Consider the following 17,399-nt stretch of genomic DNA (forward strand, 5'->3'; position numbering starts at 1 on the left):
GGGGAAAGGAGAGCAAGAAGCTCTTTTCCCACTAATGGATTAGGTGTTAATGGAGCCAAAACGGTCGAAAGGTAGAATGCGAAAGACGATTTCGCCTTCGAGTTGATCCTTTTTAAAGGTTCCGACCATTCGACTATCTTTGGACACTAGGCGATCATCACCCAAGAGGAAATATTCTCCCTCAGGAACTTGAACTGTGAAATTGGGATTACCTGTGGTATCCACAGTAAAAGCACGGGCAGTTTGGGCGGTTTGCTGAAATTGGAGATTGTAGGAATAGGTTTCCTGCAAGCGGTCTTTCTCAAATGCCGTCAAGTATTCTTGTAAATACTTCTCTTCCACTTTCTCGTTGTTGATATACAAGGTGTCGTTTTCGAAACGAATCGTGTCACCAGGCAGGCCAATAAGCCGTTTGACAATCATTTTTTTCTTTCCGGCAGCATCTGTCTCGCTAGCTACCACTACATCAAATCGTTCAATAGAGGTCGTTTTGAGCATGATCAGGTGTTCACTGTCTTGGAGGGTAGGGTCCATAGAATGCCCATCCACTGAGACAAGGCTCCAAATAAAGAGACGGGAAAGAAGGATGATTAGGATGAAGAGGGAGAACCATCCCCACTCTTTTAGAAATGCTTTCATATTTTTTCCTTTATAGTAATTTCTGAGCTTTTTGTGTATTGGCAAAATGCAATTTCGCCGTCTTGTCAAGGCCGTCCATACCGTAGACTTTAAGAATTTTACTGGCAATGGTATCCGACTTTGGTCCGGCTCCTGATGGCAAATCAAAGCCGATGGCATCGCTAAGGTCTTCCAGATTTTCTAAGAAGAGGCTTCGAGCGATGATGGAGGAGACGGCAACCGCCAGGTATTTCCCTTCGGCTTTTTCTTCCAAGGTAATAGGCTGTTCTACCTGATTGGCTTCTTGTCGGACATATTTCTGGTAATTGTTGGCCGTGGTAAAGGCGTCAATCACAATATGTTGGGTCTTGATTCCCTTTTGCAAGAGCAAGAATATGGCTTGGTTGTGAAGAGCGACTTTAACCGAGATCGCATTGTAGCCTTGCTCAATGACCTGATTGTACTTTTGTGGGGCCAAAAGCAGGGCTTGGTGGGGAATTTTTTCTTTTAAGAGAGGAGCGATTTGTCGAATCTTTTGGTCGTTCATCTTTTTGGAATCATCCACTCCCAGACTTTTTAAAAAAGCATGGTCAGCTGGTGTGACATAGCTGGCCACGACCGCTAATCCACCAAAATAGGAGCCATTTCCAACTTCATCTGTTCCAATCATTTCTGCTGATGGGGAAATCCGAGTCACAGGATATTCGGCTACATAGCCCCATGTTTGGGCCAATTTTTCGGCCTGGTCTCCTTGAAAGACCACTTTGCCAGATGTGTAGGCAGTAATACTAGTTCCGTCCACCTTAAAAAAGCCAAGGACATAAGCGTTGGGATTGGGGAGTTGATGGGCTTGGTAGCGGGTCATCAGCTGGTTCATTTCTGTTTTGCTCAGTTTTAAAACGACTGTACTCATTCTTCCATTGTAGCACAAAAGCAGGAAATTCCATAGTAAAGGACAAGAGAAAAGAAGCCGGTCGTTCTCACGACCAAGCTTCTTTTTTATTTAGGATAGGATTTCTGTAGCTTTTTTGGCAATGTGGTCTGCAGTCAGTCCGTATTCTTCCATCAGGAAGGGCATTTGTCCAACTTGACCAAAGCGCTCTGCGACGCCAATACGGTAGACGGGTGTCTGTGTATCGCCACTGAGCAATTCACTAATCGCACTACCTATTCCACCTGTTTGGTTGTGGTTTTCGGCTGTAAGGACAGGTCTTTCTGAGAGAAGATCTGAAAAGCCATCTGGCAGTGGTTTGATGCGAAATAGGTCAATAACACTCACTGAGATACCTTTTTCTGAAAGCAAATCCGCTGCTGTTAAGGCTTCGGCAACCATAATACCGGAGGCAACAATGGTGAGGTCTTTTCCTTCACGCAGTTGGTAATAACCTTTTGAAAAATCCTCTTCCCCATTGTAAATAGCTGGAGGAGCCTTACGGATGGTGCGAACATATTTGAGACCCTTGATATCCAAGGTTTGTTCTAAAATGGCTTGGAATTGAAGGTCATCACTGGCTTCGAAGACCGTAGCCTTTGGAATCAATCGCATAAGACCGATTTCTTCAAATGGCATATGGGTTCCACCGTTCATCTCCGCACTAACACCGGCATCGGATCCGATAATGGTCGCATCCAACTGGGCATATCCAAGGGAGAGAAAGACTTGGTCGTAGACTCTTCGGCTAGCAAAGGGACCAAAAGTATGAAGATAGGGCTTGTAACCAAGGACGGACAAACCAGCAGCCACCCCCACCATCTCAGCTTCCATAATGCCGACATTGACATAGCGTTTGCCAAAGTCTTCCGCTAACTTATTGGTGGCCATGGAGCTTGATAAATCAGCTTCTAAAACAGCTAGTTTTTGGTCTGGATGACTGTGATCTTTTAGAAAGTCACGGTAGACCAGTCGCATTTCTTTTGTTGTCCGTGTCATACAGTTACCTCCTCTCTTGCTTCGAGTTCCGATAGAGCTTTCTCGAGCGCTAGACGTAAATCATCATCTAAGCGTAAGTGATGGTTGGCTTCCATGTTTTCTAAAAGCGGAACTCCCTGCCCTTTGATGGAATCCAACACAATGGCTTTAGGAGCTGGAGAAGAGGATTCTTTTGCAGCCAAGATGGCGTCGTGAATGCCTTCTATATCATCGCCTTTGACACGCACAGCTTCAAATCCAAAAGCAGTCATTTTAGCGACGAAGTCTTGTGTTTGGCAGATTTCATCTGTCGTACCATCCAATTGCTTTTTATTGTCATCGATAAAGACAATGAGGTTTTTCAATTGGTGATGGGCTGCAAATTGGAAGGCTTCCCAACACTGACCCTCGTTCAATTCACCATCCCCGACAATCGCATAGGTGACAAAAGGGGAATCTTGGATTTGTTGCCCATAGGCAATCCCTGTTGCAACACTGATGCCATGTCCGAGTGAACCAGTTGTCATATCGATTCCTGGTGTTAAGTTACGGTCAGGGTGGGAAGGCAGGCGAGTGCCATTGTTGTTGAGGGAGTGAAGAAATTCCTTGTCAAAAAATCCTTTGAGATGTAGGGTGCTATACAAAGCTGGCCCTGCGTGTCCTTTCGATAGCACAAAATAGTCTCGGTTTTTTTGTTCAAAGATGTCAGGTGTTGTCGGCATGAGTTTGCCGTATAAAACAGCCAATGTTTCGACGATAGACAAGCTACCACCGTAGTGGCCGAAACCTCGATGGTTCAAGGTTTCGAGCGTATGAATACGGATTTGATTGGCAAAGTGTTTTAATTGATTTTGTTCTTCTAAAGTAAGCGTCATTCTTACGCCTCCTTGTCTTTTTTACCAACGAATGACAGACCAACTAAGAGAGCAAGAATGGCAATGATACCTGCTGCGATACCTGTTGTTCCACCAGCATTATTTAAGAGACCAAGTACGATACCAGAAAGACCAAAGTCTGCATCTGAGAAGGTAGAACCTTCAAATCCAAGCCCACCAAGGACAGGCATCAAGAAGATTGGGAGGAAGCTAATAAGGACACCTTGCATGAAGGCCCCGACAGTTGCTCCACGAACACCGCCAGATGCATTACCGATAACTCCGGCAGTTGCCCCACAGAAGAAGTGAGGAACGACCCCAGGAAGAATCACAGTTGTTCCTGCAAAAATCATAATGGCCATACTTGCAAGACCACCAGCAAAACTAGAGATAAATCCGATTAAAACAGCATTTGGTGCATATGGGTAAACAATCGGACAGTCGAGAGCCGGTTTTGAATTTGGAACCAATTTTTCAGAAATTCCTTTGAAGGCAGGAACGATTTCACCCAAGATCAAACGAACACCGGCAAGGATAACAAAGACACCTGCAGCAAATTGACCTGCCAATTGAAGAGCGTAGACCATACCATCTGTTCCGCCACTCAATTCTTTAGCAATCCAAGCTGGACCAGCAAAGATGGCTACAATAATGTAGATGATAGCCATTGAAATGGTGATGCTGACGGTGCTATCACGCAAGAAAGCAAGGCTCTTAGGGAATTTGATGTCTTCGGTTGATTTTGATTTGTCACCAACTAGTCCGCCAACAAACCCACTGAGCCAGTAACCAAGTGCGCTAAAGTGGCCCAAGGCAACCTTGTCATTTCCAGTCAATTGGATCATGTATTTTTGGACAAAGGCTGGTGAAACGCTCATGATAATACCGAGTGCTAGACCACCGAGGAGAATAAGAGGAAGGGAAGTAAATCCTGCAACAGATAAGATAACGGCAATCATACACGCCATGTAAAGGGTGTGGTGACCTGTTAAGAAAATGTATTTGAATGTTGTAAAGCGAGCGATTAAGATGTTGAAAATCATCCCCGCAAACATGATTAGCGCAGTAGCAGAGCCATAAGTTGTTAAGGCAACAGCCACAATCGCTTCGTTGTTTGGAACAACGCCAGCTAGATTAAAAGCTTGTTCAAACATGGCACCGAATGGATTGAGGGAACTTTGGACAATCCCTGCACCACCGGATACCACTAGGAAACCGACAAAGGTCTTAATTCCACCCTTGACGATATCAGGCATTGGTTTTTTCTGTAAAAGCAAACCAATGATGGCAATCAAGGCAACCAGAATCGCTGGTGTGCTGGCAATATCAACTAAAAATTTCATGATACTCCTCCTTAAAATAAAGTATTAAATAAGTCCTTTTTCCTTGCAAATAGCGGTGACCAATTCGGTCAATTCATCCATATCGATGATGCTATTTAAGATGCGTACGTCTCCAAGGTGACCCGCAGAATCTTCCAAATCACGGCCGACAATCCAAACGTCTGCCGCACTAGGGTCTGCCCCACCAAGATCATAGTGTTCTACCTCGACGTCTGAGACACCAAGATCACGTAAGATGGATTCAATGTTCATTTGCACCATGAAACTTGAACCAAGTCCTGAACCACAAGCTGTACCAATTCGTAACATAAGATTACGCCTCCTGTTGAATAATATTTTTGATATCGGAATAAGTTTTGGATGCTAAGAGTTGATCAATCTTAGCCTGGTCTCTCAAAATCGTTGTCAAATGTGACAGGGCTTTGAGATGGGTTTGATTATCCGTTGCCGCAATACAAATCAGCAATCGAATTTCGTGGGTGGGATCATCCGCCAAGTGGATAGGATTGTCAAGAACCAACATCGACATGCCCACACGGTTGACCCCGTCTTCTGGTCTAGCATGAGGAATAGCGATGCCTTTTCCTAAGTCAATGAAGGGACCGAAATCTTCTACCTTTTTAATCATGGCAGGAGGATAGTTGGCCTCAATTTGGCCGCTTTCAAGTAGTGGTTTAGCTGCCAATTCGATAGCCTCTCGCCAATCTAAAGTAACGGAGCTATGTTGATAAGTTTCTTCAGTAATCAATTCGTGTAACAAGGGTCGCGTTTCCTTTCTATTTTCTTTTGGTATTATCAATAGTTCTTGTAGGGCCAAGCGGAGCTCTTTTTCGCGTTCGATAGAAGCATACTGGCGAATGGTCTTCATAACCTTCTCTAGCAAGGTATTTTCTTCTGAGATATCCGGGAAATCCTTAGCGATCAGTTCATTTAACCGTAGGGCTTGTTCGTCCGTCATCAAGATTGGAACCAAGTAATGGGGTTTGGAACTGTGGATTTCAACGGTTGAGAAAATGAGATCATAGGAATCTTCGTCGATGGTGTCCAGGTCTTCTACCTTGGTGGTTCCAATGAAATCAATTTTAGGAAACAAGTCCTTCAAACGATCTTTAATAATCAAAGAGGAGCTGACGCCGTTTGGGCAGATGATCATGGCCCGATAGGCTAGAGGAGACTCGGGAACCGGTTTTAGATAGCCTCCAAAATGCACAACAAAATAAGAAATTTCTGTGTCTGGGATGGCGTAACCAATTTCATTTTCTAAAGGTTGCAATGCCCTATGCACTAGGTCAAAGAGGTCAGGATAACTGTCCTTGATATGATCTGTGTAGGAGTTGTTGCTGTATAGCTTGTATTTTAAGCGAAAATAAGCTGGAATAATGTGTCGTTTGAGACCTTTCTCTAATGCCTCTTTTTGTTCGAAAGCAAGGAGGGAGACCTCTTCCATCTTTTCAATAATCGCTCTGGTCAAGGCCAAGAAGTAAGAATCGTTTTGTTCTTCATCTCCTTCAAAACATCCAGATAAGATACCGGTCAAATACTGTTTTTCTTCTTGTTCTAGCTCTCTTTTTAGATTATAGTCTTTGGTAATATCTTGACTAATAACATCGGTCAATGATTGAAGTGCTTCAGAGAAATGACGTGCACTTCGTTTAATCCGCTGGACTCCTCTTTGGTAACGAAAGAGGATAAAAGCTAGTAAAAAAAGGCATTCTTCCAATCGACTTTGAATCGGTGTGATTTGAAAGGCTTGGTAATAATCTTCAACCCGCTGGAACGTTTTTTCGAACTCAAAGTGGTAATCCCAGGCAGCTAAGACATGGTGCAAGGACCAAAAACCGATTGGTTCCTTCAAAAGCTGACTAATGGCGTACAGGGCCAACTGATGCTTTTTTTCTTCGTCCCCATGTAGGGTATAGCCTTTGGCCCTGGTGTAGTCTAGGGTAAGATTATATCCTTTTAGCAAGTGACGAAGCTCTTTGATATCAGAGAGGGCTGTATTTTTACTAACAGTCAGAAAATCTTGGTAATGTTGATTGGACACAAAATCCACCCGGCAAAAAGTATAGAGGTAGATTAAAAAAATCCGCTCATTTTGAGACAAATAGACTTGCTCTGTTCTCAGCTCCTCAATCAATTGCTCTGAACAATTTTTAATTTGAGTAGACAATTGATACCCGCCTTGATGAAGTGTCAATTGTGGCAAGGACTTGTCTTTAAAATACTCATTGAGACGCGAGATTTGTTCCTTGATGTCTTTCATAGACATTTTGGTTTTGACAGAAAGAGTGTACAGCGAAATCGAAGGCTCTTGTAAGAGCGTCATCAAAATCACGAGTGTTTTTTGGTTAAACATGTTTTCTCCTTCCTAATGTTAGTTTACCGAAAACGCTTGCAAATTGCTAGACCCAATTGGGCCCAAATTTGGAAATCAGTAACAGGGATAGAATTGGGCTCAATTGTACCAAAAGGGAGTTAGGAGTGCAAATGCCTTTTTATCTTTAAGAAAATATCCCAGTAACCATTGGTTACTGGGATATAGGATTAGGCAAGGATAGCCAAGGTTTGGTAGGGTTTTAGGACAACAGACGACCCGACTTGTGTGTCAGGATAATTGCTGATGAGGATTTTGCCTTCTTGATAGGTCGATGGAAGAGGAATCTCGGTTTCTTGGCCAAAGAAGTTGTTTAAGACCAAAAGGCTCTGATCTTCATAATGGCGTTCAAAAGCATAGATCTGTTCATGGCCTTGCAAGATGGCCTGATAGCTTCCTTCTGCAATAATGGGGTGTGTTTTGCGCAAGTGGATCAATTCTTTGTAAAATTGGAAGATGGCCCCGTCTTTGGCATTCTCAACATTGATACTTGGATAGGATTTTCCAGCCTTGAGCCAAGGAGTACCACTAGTAAAGCCGGCATGAGGGCTGGCATCCCATTGCATGGGAATGCGGGAATTGTCACGGGACTTGGCTTTAATAATGGCAAAGGCTTCACTTTCTGTTAACCCTTTGTCTATTAATTCCTGGAAGGCGTTAAGAGATTCAATGTCTACGTAATCGGCCATGCTGTTATAGTCAGGATCCAGCATACCAATTTCTTCACCCATGTAGATATAAGGGGTTCCGCGTGCAAGATGGATGCTGGCAGCCAGCATGGTGGCTCCTTCCTGGTGGAAGTTTTCAATATCGACAAAACGGTTGAGGGCGCGTGGTTGGTCATGGTTGTTCCAGAAGAGGGCAGACCAGCCATTGCCCAGGCTCATTTCTTCTCCCCAACTATGGAAGAGGCTTTGCAATTCTTGGAAATCAAAGGGCTTTAGTGTCCATTTTTGGCCATTTTCATAGTCTACTTTTAAGTGATGGAAATTGAAGACCATGTCTAATTCCCCGCTGTCAGGATGGCTGTATTGGATGCAATTTGGGATATCCGTAAAGCTCATTTCACCCACGGTCATACCGGTTTCGTCTTGACCAAAGGTTTGGCTGTTGAGGAGTTTTAAGTAATCGTGGTTGATGGGGCGATCAGTATATTCTGGTTTTCCATCAAAATTGGGATTGTCTTTTAATACCTCATCTTTTCCAATTAAGTTGATGACATCAAAACGAAAACCGTTGACCCCCTTTTCGCGCCAGAAATTCACAACCTTAAACAATTCCTCACGGACATGGGGATTGCGCCAATTGAGGTCCGCTTGGGTCACATCAAAGAGGTGGAGGTAGTCTTTTCCAGTATCTCCAAAAGGTGCCCAGGCGTTGCCGCCAAACTTAGAAACCCAGTCGGTCGGTTCATCACGTAAAATGAAAAAATCTTGGTAAAAGGGCTCGCCAGCCAGTGCTTTTTGGAACCACTCGTGCTCTGTCGAACAATGGTTTAAGACCATATCTAGCATCAGGCCAATGTTGTGTTTTTTGGCTTCTTGAACCAGGTCTTCAAAGTCGGACATGGAACCAAAGAGAGGGTTGATGGCAGTATAGTCTGAGACATCATAGCCGTTGTCTTTTTGTGGGCTTGGATAGAAAGGGTTGAGCCAGATAACATCGATGCCAAGATCAGCTAGGTAGGGTAATGTTTCAATAATTCCGCGCAGGTCTCCTACTCCATTTCCGCTGGTGTCTTTGTATGATTTTGGGTAAATTTGATAGACGACTTGTCTTTTATCAAATGCCATGTTCTCTCCTTTGTAGTGTATGGTGGATAGTCATTTCTTTTAACTATACCACAGATGAAAAATGCCAACAAGCCCAGTCTAGGAAACTGGGCTAGTAGAAACTGGTTTAGCGACCAACGGTAAAGAGTGGTTGATTCGCTTCAATGTTGGTTGGCAAGTCGGTTGATATTACCGGTTGGAATTGATCCGGATTGGTGATGAGTACAGGTGTCTCTACCAAGAAGCCAGCTTCTTTGATGGCATCCAGGTCAAAACTAATCAAGAGGTCGCCTGCTTGAACCGTATCACCTTGTGAAACGTGTGCAGTAAAGCCCTTGCCTTCCAATTGGACGGTATCCATGCCGATATGCATGAGCAACTCTGCTCCAGTATTGGAAGTAATTCCAACTGCATGCTTGGTTGGGAAGAGGACCGAGATGGTTCCATCAACTGGTGCGACTAATTCCCCTTTTGTTGGATGGATGAGAACCCCTTTTCCCATTGCTTCTTGTGCAAAGGCAGGATCAGTAGCAGTAGCTAAAGCTTGTACTTGGCCGGTCAACGGGCTCAAGAAGACAGTTGCTTCCGTAGTTGCTGCTGGTGCAACAGGTGTAGTTGCTGCAGGAGTTACAAGATGTTGTTTGACTTGGTCTTCCGCCTTTGTCAAAACGTTGGCTTTGCGGAAGATAATGGTCAAGGCAAATGGAATCACAATAGCGATGAGCATACAGAGGATAAACATTCCCATTGTTTGGCTTTGAATGGCCAAGAAACCTGGTAGGCCACCGACACCAATGGCATTGGCTGTAACACCAAAAGTTGTTGATACAAGGCCAGCAATACCTGATCCAATAATACCAGCGACAAATGGGTATACATACTTGAGGTTAACTCCAAAGAGAGCAGGCTCTGTGACACCCAGGTAGGCCGAAATGCCTGCCGACATGGACAATTGCGCTTCTTTTTCACTCTTGCGGTTCATCCAGTAGTAAGCCATAACTGATGAAGCTTGGGCGATATTGGATAGGGCAATCATTGGCCACAACATGGTACCACCAGCATCCGCAATCAATTGGGTATCGATGGCGTTTGACATGTGGTGCAAGCCAGTGATAACCAATGGGGCGTAGAGTGAACCAAAAATGGCACCAAACAACCAACGGAAAGAACCAGTTAAACCAGCTAAAACAACAGTTGAAATCCCTTTACCAATTGTCCAACCCAATGGGCCCAAAACAGTATGGGCTAAGATGAGGGCTGGTAAAAGAGAGAGGAACGGCACCAAGATCATGGAAACGACTTCCGGAATCCGTTTGCGCCAGAAAATTTCCAAATGGGCTAGGGCCAAGCCAGATAAGAGGGCTGGGATAACTTGGGCTTGGTATCCGATTCGGTTAATGGTAAATCCGCCAAAGTTCCACACCCAGTTTTCTGCTATTTCAGTAGCAGGAGTACCCGCTACTGCATAGGCATTAAGCAACTGTGGGGAAACCAAACAGATCCCCAAAACAATCCCCAGGATTTGGCTAGTTCCTAATTTACGGGTAACAGACCAGGTAATGCCAACTGGCAAATAGTGGAATATCGCCTCACTTGGTAACCAGAGGAAATGGTTGACCCCATTCCAGAATGGCGAGACCATGGTGATGGTATTGTACTTGGCTGAGCCATCAGGCCAAACTTGTTTCACGCCGTCTACCACTTGTTGGCCTAAAAATTCAAAACCGACATTTTCCAAGATATTACGGAAACCAAGGATCAAACCACCGACAATGATAGCTGGAATAATGGGTGTGAAGATTTCAGCCAGAAAAGCCACCGCTTGTTGGAGTTTGTTTTGGTTTTTGTTAGCAGCGGATTTGACCTGCTCTTTTGAGACACCTTCAATGCCCGATACGGCCGTAAAGTCATTGTAAAAGATGGGGACATCGTTTCCGATGATTACTTGGAATTGTCCCGCATTGGTAAAGGTTCCTTTGACTGAAGACAATTGTTCGATATCCGCCACACTGGCCTTGCTGTCATCGTTTAAGACAAACCGCATTCTGGTTGCACAATGTGAAACGGCTGCAATATTTTCTTTGCCACCGACTGCTTGCAGCAGTGCTTTGGCATCCTGTTCAAATTTTCCCATTTGTTCTCCTTTTGAATGGTTTAATTTTAAAATTTGTACGTACAAATTTTCGAGACCGTTTCATTGTAACCGATTTCCATACCAATTGCAAGGCTTTTAATAAAAATTTTTATTTTTTGTTATAATAGGGGGAATAGGTATGGAAAAAGGCAGAACAATGAAAGAAACAATGAAAAAATATCAAGAGATTTTCAATAATCTTCGCGACCAGATACTCAATGGCGATTACCAATCAGGAGACTTATTGCCCACGGAAAAAGCATTACAAGAATCCTACCAAGCGAGCCGAGACACCATTCGAAAAGCCTTGGCCTTGTTGACAGAACGGGGGTTTATTCAAAAGATTCAAGGTCGGGGCTCTCAAGTTTTGGAGCAAGAACTCTTGCAATTCCCGATATCAGGCTTGACCTCCTACAAGGAATTGGTCAATAGTCTGCAATTGAACAGTCAAACCAAGGTCTTGGATTTGGAATTGATTACGATCAGTGGGCGCTTGTCAAAGAAAACAGGTTTTGAAGTTGGACAGAAAGTTTGGAGGATATTGAGGACTAGGACGATTGACGGGACTGTTTCTGTCTTGGATTTAGATTACTTGGATCAATCCATTGTTCCAGAATTAACCGTTGCTATTGGAGAGTGCTCTATTTATTCCTATTTAGAGGAAGAACTAAAATTAGACATTGCCTATGCCCAAAAAGAAATCACTATTCAAGCTTCTACCGAACAAGAGCGGGAATGGTTGGACACCAAAGACGAGTCCCTAGTACTCATTCGCTCTCGTGTCTATTTGGGAGATACGAGGCAATTTCAATACACGGAGAGCAAGCACCGCATGGACAAGTTTAAATTTGTCGACTTTGCAAGACGCAAGCACGCTCTTTGATGGGTTTTCAGATAGTCAAAATGATCATTTTAGGGTATAATGGAATCTGAGGTAAACATATGGCAAATTTAAATCGATACAAATTTACATTTGGAAAAAAACAGTTAACAGTAACAACAGAGCACGACAATCTCTTTATGGAAGAAATTGAACGTGTAGCACAAGAAAAATACCAAGCATTGCAAGAAAAGATGCCCAAAGCGGATTCAGAAACTCTGGCACTCTTGTTGGCCATCAATGCACTTTCTGTTCAGTTAACAAGAGAAATCGCCCACGAAAAAACAGAAAAAGAATTGGCCAATGCCAAGGAAATTGCCTTGAAAAAGAATGTAACCTTGGTGGATTTGGATGAATTAGAGGATAGTCTATGATTTCGCTTGTTCTTGTAGTACTTCTTTTATGGAGTTTTTATATTGGATATAGCCGTGGAATCTTATTACAAGCCTTTTATACCTTTGCAATGGTTTTTAGTCTCATCATTGCGGCGGGTTTTTATAAGAAGTTGGCGGCGATATTTTATTTGTGGGTTCCATTTGCCAATGCGACGGAAGGATCCAAAAATCTCTTTTTTGACAGCAAATATTTGTTTGAGTTAGACCAAATTTTCTATGCTGGATTGGCTTTCTTAGCTATCTATACCCTGGTATATGTTGGCATGCGGATTGTCGGAATACTGGTTCATTTGGTTGATTTTATCAGTCCCGACTCTCGGAATTTGAATCTATTGAGTGGTGGCTTGTCTGTCTTGGTTACGCTGGTGTCCTTGCAGATGGTCTTGACCATTTTAGCAACCATTCCCCTAGCGACTACCCAACAGCTCTTGCAGGATAGCTTGCTTGCCAATACGATCATAAAATACACACCAATCACCACCAGTCTTTTTGAAAAATTGTGGGTGAACAATATCATCGGGTAAGGCTTTGCCTTACTCTTTTTGTAAGTAGGAACTATGAATTCAAAAATTATTGACACCTTGGAATTTTACAAGGTAAAAGCCCAATTTGAACCCTTTTTAGTGACCGAACAAGGTCTGACTGAGTTGCAGGAATTGATGCCGATGACGGAAGCTCATCGTATTCAGCAAGCTTTTGATGAATTGGCGGATATGGCGGATCTGTTTGTCCACTATCCCCAGTTTTCCATGGGAGCTATTCAAGATATCGGACCAGCTATGCGGCGTTTGGAATTGGATACAGACTTAAACATCACCGAGTTATTAGCTGTCAAGCGGGTGCTAGAGGTCTCAAAAGACATGGCAGATTTTTATAGCCAGCTTGAAAATGTTGTGCTCAAACAATTGCCGGTTTTATTTGAAAAAATTGAGGCCTTTCCGTCCCTACAAGGAGCCCTCATGTCCATCAATGATGGTGGCTATGTCGAAGACTTTGCCAGTGAAGAATTGATGCGGATTCGCAGACGGATTCAGGCGGCAGAAACCCAGGTACGCCAACTCATGCAGGACTACCTCAAGACCAAGTCAGACATGTTATCCGATACGGTCCTGGCCAGTCGAAATGGCCGCAATGTTTTGCCGGTCAAAAACAGCTACCGCAACCGTATCGCAGGCGTTGTTCATGATATCTCCGCCTCAGGAGCAACGGTCTACATTGAACCGCGGGCCGCTGTCTCCTTAAGTGAAGACATCACCAATGCGCGGGCTGAAGAACGCCATGAAATCTCCCGCATTTTGGCGGCTATGTCGGATTTGTTGCGTCCCCATACCAACCTCTTGCGCAACAATGCTTGGATTGTGGGGCATCTGGATTTTGTGCGGGCCAAGCACCTCTATGCCATAAAACAGGATGCCATTGTGCCTCACCTGTCTGACCAACAGGAAATTGCCCTCCTAAATGTTCGGCATCCCCTGATCGAGCAAGCCGTTCCAAACGACATTTCTTTTGGAAGAAACCTGCAAGCCATCGTCATCACAGGTCCCAACACAGGTGGTAAGACCATCTTACTCAAGACCCTTGGCCTGAGTCATTTGATGGCCCAGTCTGGCCTTCCGATTTTGGCTGATGAAGGCAGTCGGGTGGCGATTTTCACAGAGATTTTTGCCGATATTGGTGATGAGCAATCCATCGAGCAGAGTCTGTCGACCTTCTCTAGCCATATGACCCATATTGTGGCGATTTTGGAAAAAGCTGACGCCCAGTCCCTCGTCTTGTTTGATGAGTTGGGGGCAGGAACGGATCCCCAAGAGGGAGCTTCACTGGCCATGGCGATTTTGGAAGAACTCCGTCACCGTCAGATCAAGACCCTAGCGACCACCCACTACCCAGAGCTCAAGGCTTACGGCATTGAGACTGTTGGTGTTGAAAATGCCAGTATGGAATTTGATACGGACAGTTTAAAACCGACCTATCGCTTTATGCAGGGCGTACCAGGCCGTTCCAATGCCTTTGAAATTGCCCGCCGTCTCGGCTTATCAGCGACCATCATCCGAGAGGCCCAATCTTGGACCGATACCGATAGTGATGTCAATCAGATCATTGAAAAGTTGGAGCAGCAGACTTATGAGAGCCGCAAGCGTTTGGACCGGATCAAAGACGTTGAACAAGAAAACTTCAAGATGAACCAGGCCCTGAAAAAACTCTACAATGAGTTGGTCCGCGAACGAGAAACCGAACTCAATAAGGCCCGGCTGGAAGCCCAGGATATTGTCGACTTAGCCCTGGCAGAAAGTGAAGAGATTTTGAAAAATCTTCATGACCAGGCCAGCCTCAAACCCCACCAAATCATTGAAGCCAAAGGCCAGTTGAAACAATTGGCTCCTGAAACGGTTGACTTGTCCAAGAACAAGGTCTTGAAGAAGGCCAAGGAAGAACGAAAAGCCAAGGTTGGAGATGAGATTATCGTAACCGCTTATGGCCAGCGTGGCACCCTGATTAATGAACTCAAAGATGGCCGTTTTGAAGCCCAAGTCGGCCTCATCAAGATGACCTTGAAACGAGATGAATTTGGCCTGGTCAAGGCCGAGAAGGACCAACAGACCAAACAAAAACAGGTCAATATTGTCAAACGAGCAGTTGGCAAAGGTCCCAAGGCCCGCCTGGACCTTCGTGGCAAACGCTATGAAGAAGCCATGCAGGAATTGGACGAATTTATCGATCAGGCCCTCTTGAACAACATGGCCCAAGTCGATATCATCCACGGTATTGGAACTGGTGTCATCCGTGAGGGAGTGACCAAGTACCTCCGCAAAAACCGAAACGTAAAAGACTTTGGCTACGCACCACAAAATGCAGGTGGCTCAGGAGCCACCATTGTGACCTTTAAGTAAATAAAGCGACTGCCTATCTTAGACAGTCGTTTTATTGATTTTAAAATTGGTAACTTTCCCCATCAACTGGTATGTGGAGACGTTCAGAGAAACCTTCATTTTCAGCAAATGTGCGTAAGTCTTTGCGGGAGAGAACCCAGTGGTTGACAGCTTCCATATGAACAGAAATGAGTTGGGCGCTTGTTTGTTGAGCAACAGCAAGGACATCTTGTGTGTCCATCACAATCTTACCAGTTGGAAGGAGGGCGTTGGCACCAGCGTTTAGCACAACTACATCTGGCTGGTAGGTGTCAATAGCTGTTTGGACTTTTTCGTTCCAAACGGTATCGCCAGCGATGTAGAGGGTCTTTTCGCCGTCTGCTTGAAAGACCACGCCTGAGACGGATCCGATGAGGTCTCGTAAGGGATCTGGTAAGAGGTGGAGGTTTTCCCCGTGTTCCCCATCTGTCTTATGAAGATGAATGCTTTCAAATAGCGTGTTTGTTTTGAGGACACGGACATCGGTAAAACCAGCTTCTCTAACAATAGAAGCATCTGCCTCGTTTTGAACAAAGAGAGGCAGGTCTTTGGCTAAGGTCTCAGCTGCAACAGCATCCCAATGGTCAGCATGCAGATGGGTTACAATAACGGCATCGATACCTGCTATGACTGCATCTAGAGACAGGGGCAAGTCGATTAAGGGGTTATTTTCTGTATTGCCTGTAACAGCACCCTCAAAAGCAGGATAGCTTCCTTTTGGTGCAAGGAAAGGGTCAATCAAGAAAGTTTTCCCAGCATAAGTGAGACGTGCAGTAGATTGTCGAATGTGTTGAAATTTCATAAGTGTTTCCTTTCAAAAAATACTAGGTCTATGATACACTAGTGTTGGAAAAAGGAACAGGGCTTTTCGAAAGTCTTTGGGCCTCAAAACTTTCATTTAGAAAGAGATAGGATGTTAGATCAGACAGATAAGCAGATTATAAAGTTATTAAAAGAGAATAGTCGCCTCAGGGTCAGCGAAATAGCCCAAAAAGTTCATTTAACGGCACCTGCTGTTTCAGCTCGTCTTCAAAAATTAGAGGACAAGGGGACCATTAAAGGTTATACGGTTGAGATAGACCGGAGTCAATTTGGCTGCCCTGTCCATGTGGTGGTTACAGTTACGCTTAAAGAGCCTAATCATGCAGCTTATCAAGCCTATATCGGACAATATCAGTCGCAAGTTGGCTTTCATTATCGAACAGCTGGAGTGGGTTGCTATTTGTTAGAAGTATTCTTTGAGGACAATCAAGCATTATCGGATTTTCTGGATGGCTTAGAAACTTATGCCGGTTACCAGATTTCAAGCGTTGTTAATGTGGTCAAAGAGTAGCAATGATTAATCGTTAATCGGTTCATAGAAAGAAAAGGAAGAAGATGAAAGATATTATTTTAATCCACGGTACTTGGTGTACGGAGGATGTTTGGGGACAGTTTGCTACTGATTTGGAAAACTTGGGATTTCGGGTTCATACGCCGACCCTGCGTTACCATGACTTGCCTTACGATGAATGTGCGGCCAAGATTGGAACGGTTGGCTTAACCGATTATGTGGATGACGCGGTCGCCTTGATTGAGACCATGGAAGAGCCACCCCTTATACTAGGACATTCCCTGGGTTGCTTGATTGCGCAGCTGGCGGCGGCTCGGGCAGAAGTGGCGGGTATGATTTTAATGGGTCCAGCACCGACGGCGGATATCTTTGCTTTTTACCCAACCATGTTATTATGCTTTGGCAAGCACCTGTTTGAGTGGAAGTTCTGGAACAAGCCTATGCTTCCCCACAAGTACAAAAAAGAATTTTTCAACTACTGCATGAATGTCCAAAAAGAAGAAGACAAGGAAGCTGTTTTTAAAGACTTGGTACCGGAATCAGGCCGCGTCTATACGGAAATGGCCTTTCCTTGGTTGGATAAAAAACGCTCTGCTTACATGGATTTTAGCAAGGTGTCCTGTCCAGTCTTGACCATCACCGGGACAGAAGACAAGATGACCGTATCCGCCATTGCCCGCAAGACAGCGAAAAATTACAAGGACTCCGTCTTGGTCTCCATTACAGGTGCAGACCACATGTATGAATCGGGTAAATTCCGCCAAACAACGGTGGATATTATTGACAGTTGGACCCAACAAAAAGGATTCCGTTCTGAGAACCAGTATAAATAGAAAAAAAGAGGACGCGAAGTTCTC

General features: G+C 44.4%; 16 protein-coding genes. 6 read left to right on the forward strand and 10 right to left on the reverse strand.

What is annotated here, in order from left to right; all coding sequences use genetic code 11:
* Positions 1-39: 39 nt before the first annotated feature.
* The 9 genes from lepB to treP form a co-directional block, all read right to left on the reverse strand.
* Complete coding sequence (gene lepB, locus ACVR1I_RS00655; protein ID WP_447442123.1) at positions 40-639, reverse strand: signal peptidase I; 600 nt, start codon at positions 637-639, stop codon at positions 40-42.
* Positions 640-649: 10 nt separating this feature from the next.
* The gene (gene rnhC / locus ACVR1I_RS00660) at positions 650-1,531 is read right to left on the reverse strand and encodes a ribonuclease HIII (protein ID WP_447442124.1); all 882 of its coding nucleotides are present in this window, start codon (positions 1,529-1,531) and stop codon (positions 650-652) included.
* 90 nt (positions 1,532-1,621) lie between these two features.
* Positions 1,622-2,548, reverse strand: coding sequence for a transketolase family protein (locus tag ACVR1I_RS00665; RefSeq protein ID WP_447442125.1), 927 nt, complete (start codon positions 2,546-2,548; stop codon positions 1,622-1,624).
* Positions 2,545-3,402, reverse strand: coding sequence for a transketolase (locus tag ACVR1I_RS00670; RefSeq protein WP_447442126.1), 858 nt, complete (start codon positions 3,400-3,402; stop codon positions 2,545-2,547). The genes ACVR1I_RS00665 and ACVR1I_RS00670 overlap by 4 nt, the downstream gene beginning before the upstream one ends.
* A gap of 2 nt (positions 3,403-3,404) precedes the next feature.
* On the reverse strand, positions 3,405-4,748 hold the full coding sequence (ulaA, locus tag ACVR1I_RS00675; RefSeq protein ID WP_447442988.1) for a PTS ascorbate transporter subunit IIC: 1,344 nt from the start codon (positions 4,746-4,748) through the stop codon (positions 3,405-3,407).
* A 21-nt stretch (positions 4,749-4,769) separates the two neighbouring features.
* Entirely contained in the window at positions 4,770-5,054 is a 285-nt protein-coding gene (locus ACVR1I_RS00680; protein ID WP_447442127.1) for a PTS sugar transporter subunit IIB, read from the reverse strand.
* A gap of 4 nt (positions 5,055-5,058) precedes the next feature.
* On the reverse strand, positions 5,059-7,101 hold the full coding sequence (locus ACVR1I_RS00685; RefSeq protein ID WP_447442128.1) for a BglG family transcription antiterminator: 2,043 nt from the start codon (positions 7,099-7,101) through the stop codon (positions 5,059-5,061).
* Positions 7,102-7,289: 188 nt separating this feature from the next.
* Entirely contained in the window at positions 7,290-8,912 is a 1,623-nt protein-coding gene (gene treC, locus ACVR1I_RS00690) for an alpha,alpha-phosphotrehalase (RefSeq protein ID WP_447442129.1), read from the reverse strand.
* Between the two features lie 106 nt (positions 8,913-9,018).
* Positions 9,019-11,025 carry a PTS system trehalose-specific EIIBC component gene (gene treP / locus ACVR1I_RS00695; protein ID WP_447442130.1) on the reverse strand — a complete coding sequence of 669 codons (2,007 nt, stop codon included), beginning with the start codon at positions 11,023-11,025 and terminating at the stop codon, positions 9,019-9,021.
* A 169-nt stretch (positions 11,026-11,194) separates the two neighbouring features.
* On the opposite strand from treP, the gene treR reads away from it, so the two are divergent.
* From treR to ACVR1I_RS00715, 4 genes are read left to right on the forward strand one after another with little or no spacing between them, the layout of a single operon-like run.
* Positions 11,195-11,908 (forward strand): trehalose operon repressor, encoded by a 714-nt coding sequence (gene treR, locus ACVR1I_RS00700; RefSeq protein ID WP_447442131.1) that lies wholly within the window; start codon positions 11,195-11,197, stop codon positions 11,906-11,908.
* Between the two features lie 59 nt (positions 11,909-11,967).
* A complete protein-coding gene (locus ACVR1I_RS00705; protein WP_447442132.1) occupies positions 11,968-12,279 on the forward strand; it encodes a hypothetical protein in 312 nt (103 codons plus the stop codon).
* On the forward strand, positions 12,276-12,824 hold the full coding sequence (locus ACVR1I_RS00710; protein ID WP_447442133.1) for a CvpA family protein: 549 nt from the start codon (positions 12,276-12,278) through the stop codon (positions 12,822-12,824). Before ACVR1I_RS00705 ends, ACVR1I_RS00710 begins: the two co-directional genes overlap by 4 nt.
* A gap of 33 nt (positions 12,825-12,857) precedes the next feature.
* The gene (locus ACVR1I_RS00715; RefSeq protein WP_447442134.1) at positions 12,858-15,191 is read left to right on the forward strand and encodes an endonuclease MutS2; all 2,334 of its coding nucleotides are present in this window, start codon (positions 12,858-12,860) and stop codon (positions 15,189-15,191) included.
* Positions 15,192-15,231: 40 nt separating this feature from the next.
* On the opposite strand, the gene ACVR1I_RS00720 is transcribed toward ACVR1I_RS00715, so the two are convergent.
* Entirely contained in the window at positions 15,232-16,011 is a 780-nt protein-coding gene (locus tag ACVR1I_RS00720) for an MBL fold metallo-hydrolase (protein ID WP_447442135.1), read from the reverse strand.
* Positions 16,012-16,122: 111 nt separating this feature from the next.
* On the opposite strand from ACVR1I_RS00720, the gene ACVR1I_RS00725 reads away from it, so the two are divergent.
* The gene (locus ACVR1I_RS00725) at positions 16,123-16,542 is read left to right on the forward strand and encodes an Lrp/AsnC family transcriptional regulator (protein WP_447442136.1); all 420 of its coding nucleotides are present in this window, start codon (positions 16,123-16,125) and stop codon (positions 16,540-16,542) included.
* A gap of 44 nt (positions 16,543-16,586) precedes the next feature.
* A complete protein-coding gene (locus tag ACVR1I_RS00730) occupies positions 16,587-17,375 on the forward strand; it encodes an alpha/beta hydrolase (RefSeq protein ID WP_447442137.1) in 789 nt (262 codons plus the stop codon).
* Positions 17,376-17,399 lie beyond the last annotated feature (24 nt).

The sequence above is a fragment of the Streptococcus cameli genome (assembly GCF_053207365.1).

Excerpts from the sequence above, each read along its gene's own strand:
- ACVR1I_RS00730 (WP_447442137.1), top strand. The coding sequence starts at position 16,587 with ATGAAAGATATTATTTTAATCCACGGTACTTGGTGTACGGAGGATGTT.
- rnhC (WP_447442124.1), bottom strand. The coding sequence starts at position 1,531 with ATGAGTACAGTCGTTTTAAAACTGAGCAAAACAGAAATGAACCAGCTG.
- ACVR1I_RS00705 (WP_447442132.1), top strand. The coding sequence starts at position 11,968 with ATGGCAAATTTAAATCGATACAAATTTACATTTGGAAAAAAACAGTTA.
- treR (WP_447442131.1), top strand. The coding sequence starts at position 11,195 with ATGAAAAAATATCAAGAGATTTTCAATAATCTTCGCGACCAGATACTC.
- ACVR1I_RS00685 (WP_447442128.1), bottom strand. The coding sequence starts at position 7,101 with ATGTTTAACCAAAAAACACTCGTGATTTTGATGACGCTCTTACAAGAG.
- ACVR1I_RS00715 (WP_447442134.1), top strand. The coding sequence starts at position 12,858 with ATGAATTCAAAAATTATTGACACCTTGGAATTTTACAAGGTAAAAGCC.
- ACVR1I_RS00680 (WP_447442127.1), bottom strand. The coding sequence starts at position 5,054 with ATGTTACGAATTGGTACAGCTTGTGGTTCAGGACTTGGTTCAAGTTTC.
- ACVR1I_RS00710 (WP_447442133.1), top strand. The coding sequence starts at position 12,276 with ATGATTTCGCTTGTTCTTGTAGTACTTCTTTTATGGAGTTTTTATATT.
- treC (WP_447442129.1), bottom strand. The coding sequence starts at position 8,912 with ATGGCATTTGATAAAAGACAAGTCGTCTATCAAATTTACCCAAAATCA.
- treP (WP_447442130.1), bottom strand. The coding sequence starts at position 11,025 with ATGGGAAAATTTGAACAGGATGCCAAAGCACTGCTGCAAGCAGTCGGT.
- ACVR1I_RS00670 (WP_447442126.1), bottom strand. The coding sequence starts at position 3,402 with ATGACGCTTACTTTAGAAGAACAAAATCAATTAAAACACTTTGCCAAT.
- ACVR1I_RS00725 (WP_447442136.1), top strand. The coding sequence starts at position 16,123 with ATGTTAGATCAGACAGATAAGCAGATTATAAAGTTATTAAAAGAGAAT.
- ACVR1I_RS00665 (WP_447442125.1), bottom strand. The coding sequence starts at position 2,548 with ATGACACGGACAACAAAAGAAATGCGACTGGTCTACCGTGACTTTCTA.
- lepB (WP_447442123.1), bottom strand. The coding sequence starts at position 639 with ATGAAAGCATTTCTAAAAGAGTGGGGATGGTTCTCCCTCTTCATCCTA.
- ACVR1I_RS00720 (WP_447442135.1), bottom strand. The coding sequence starts at position 16,011 with ATGAAATTTCAACACATTCGACAATCTACTGCACGTCTCACTTATGCT.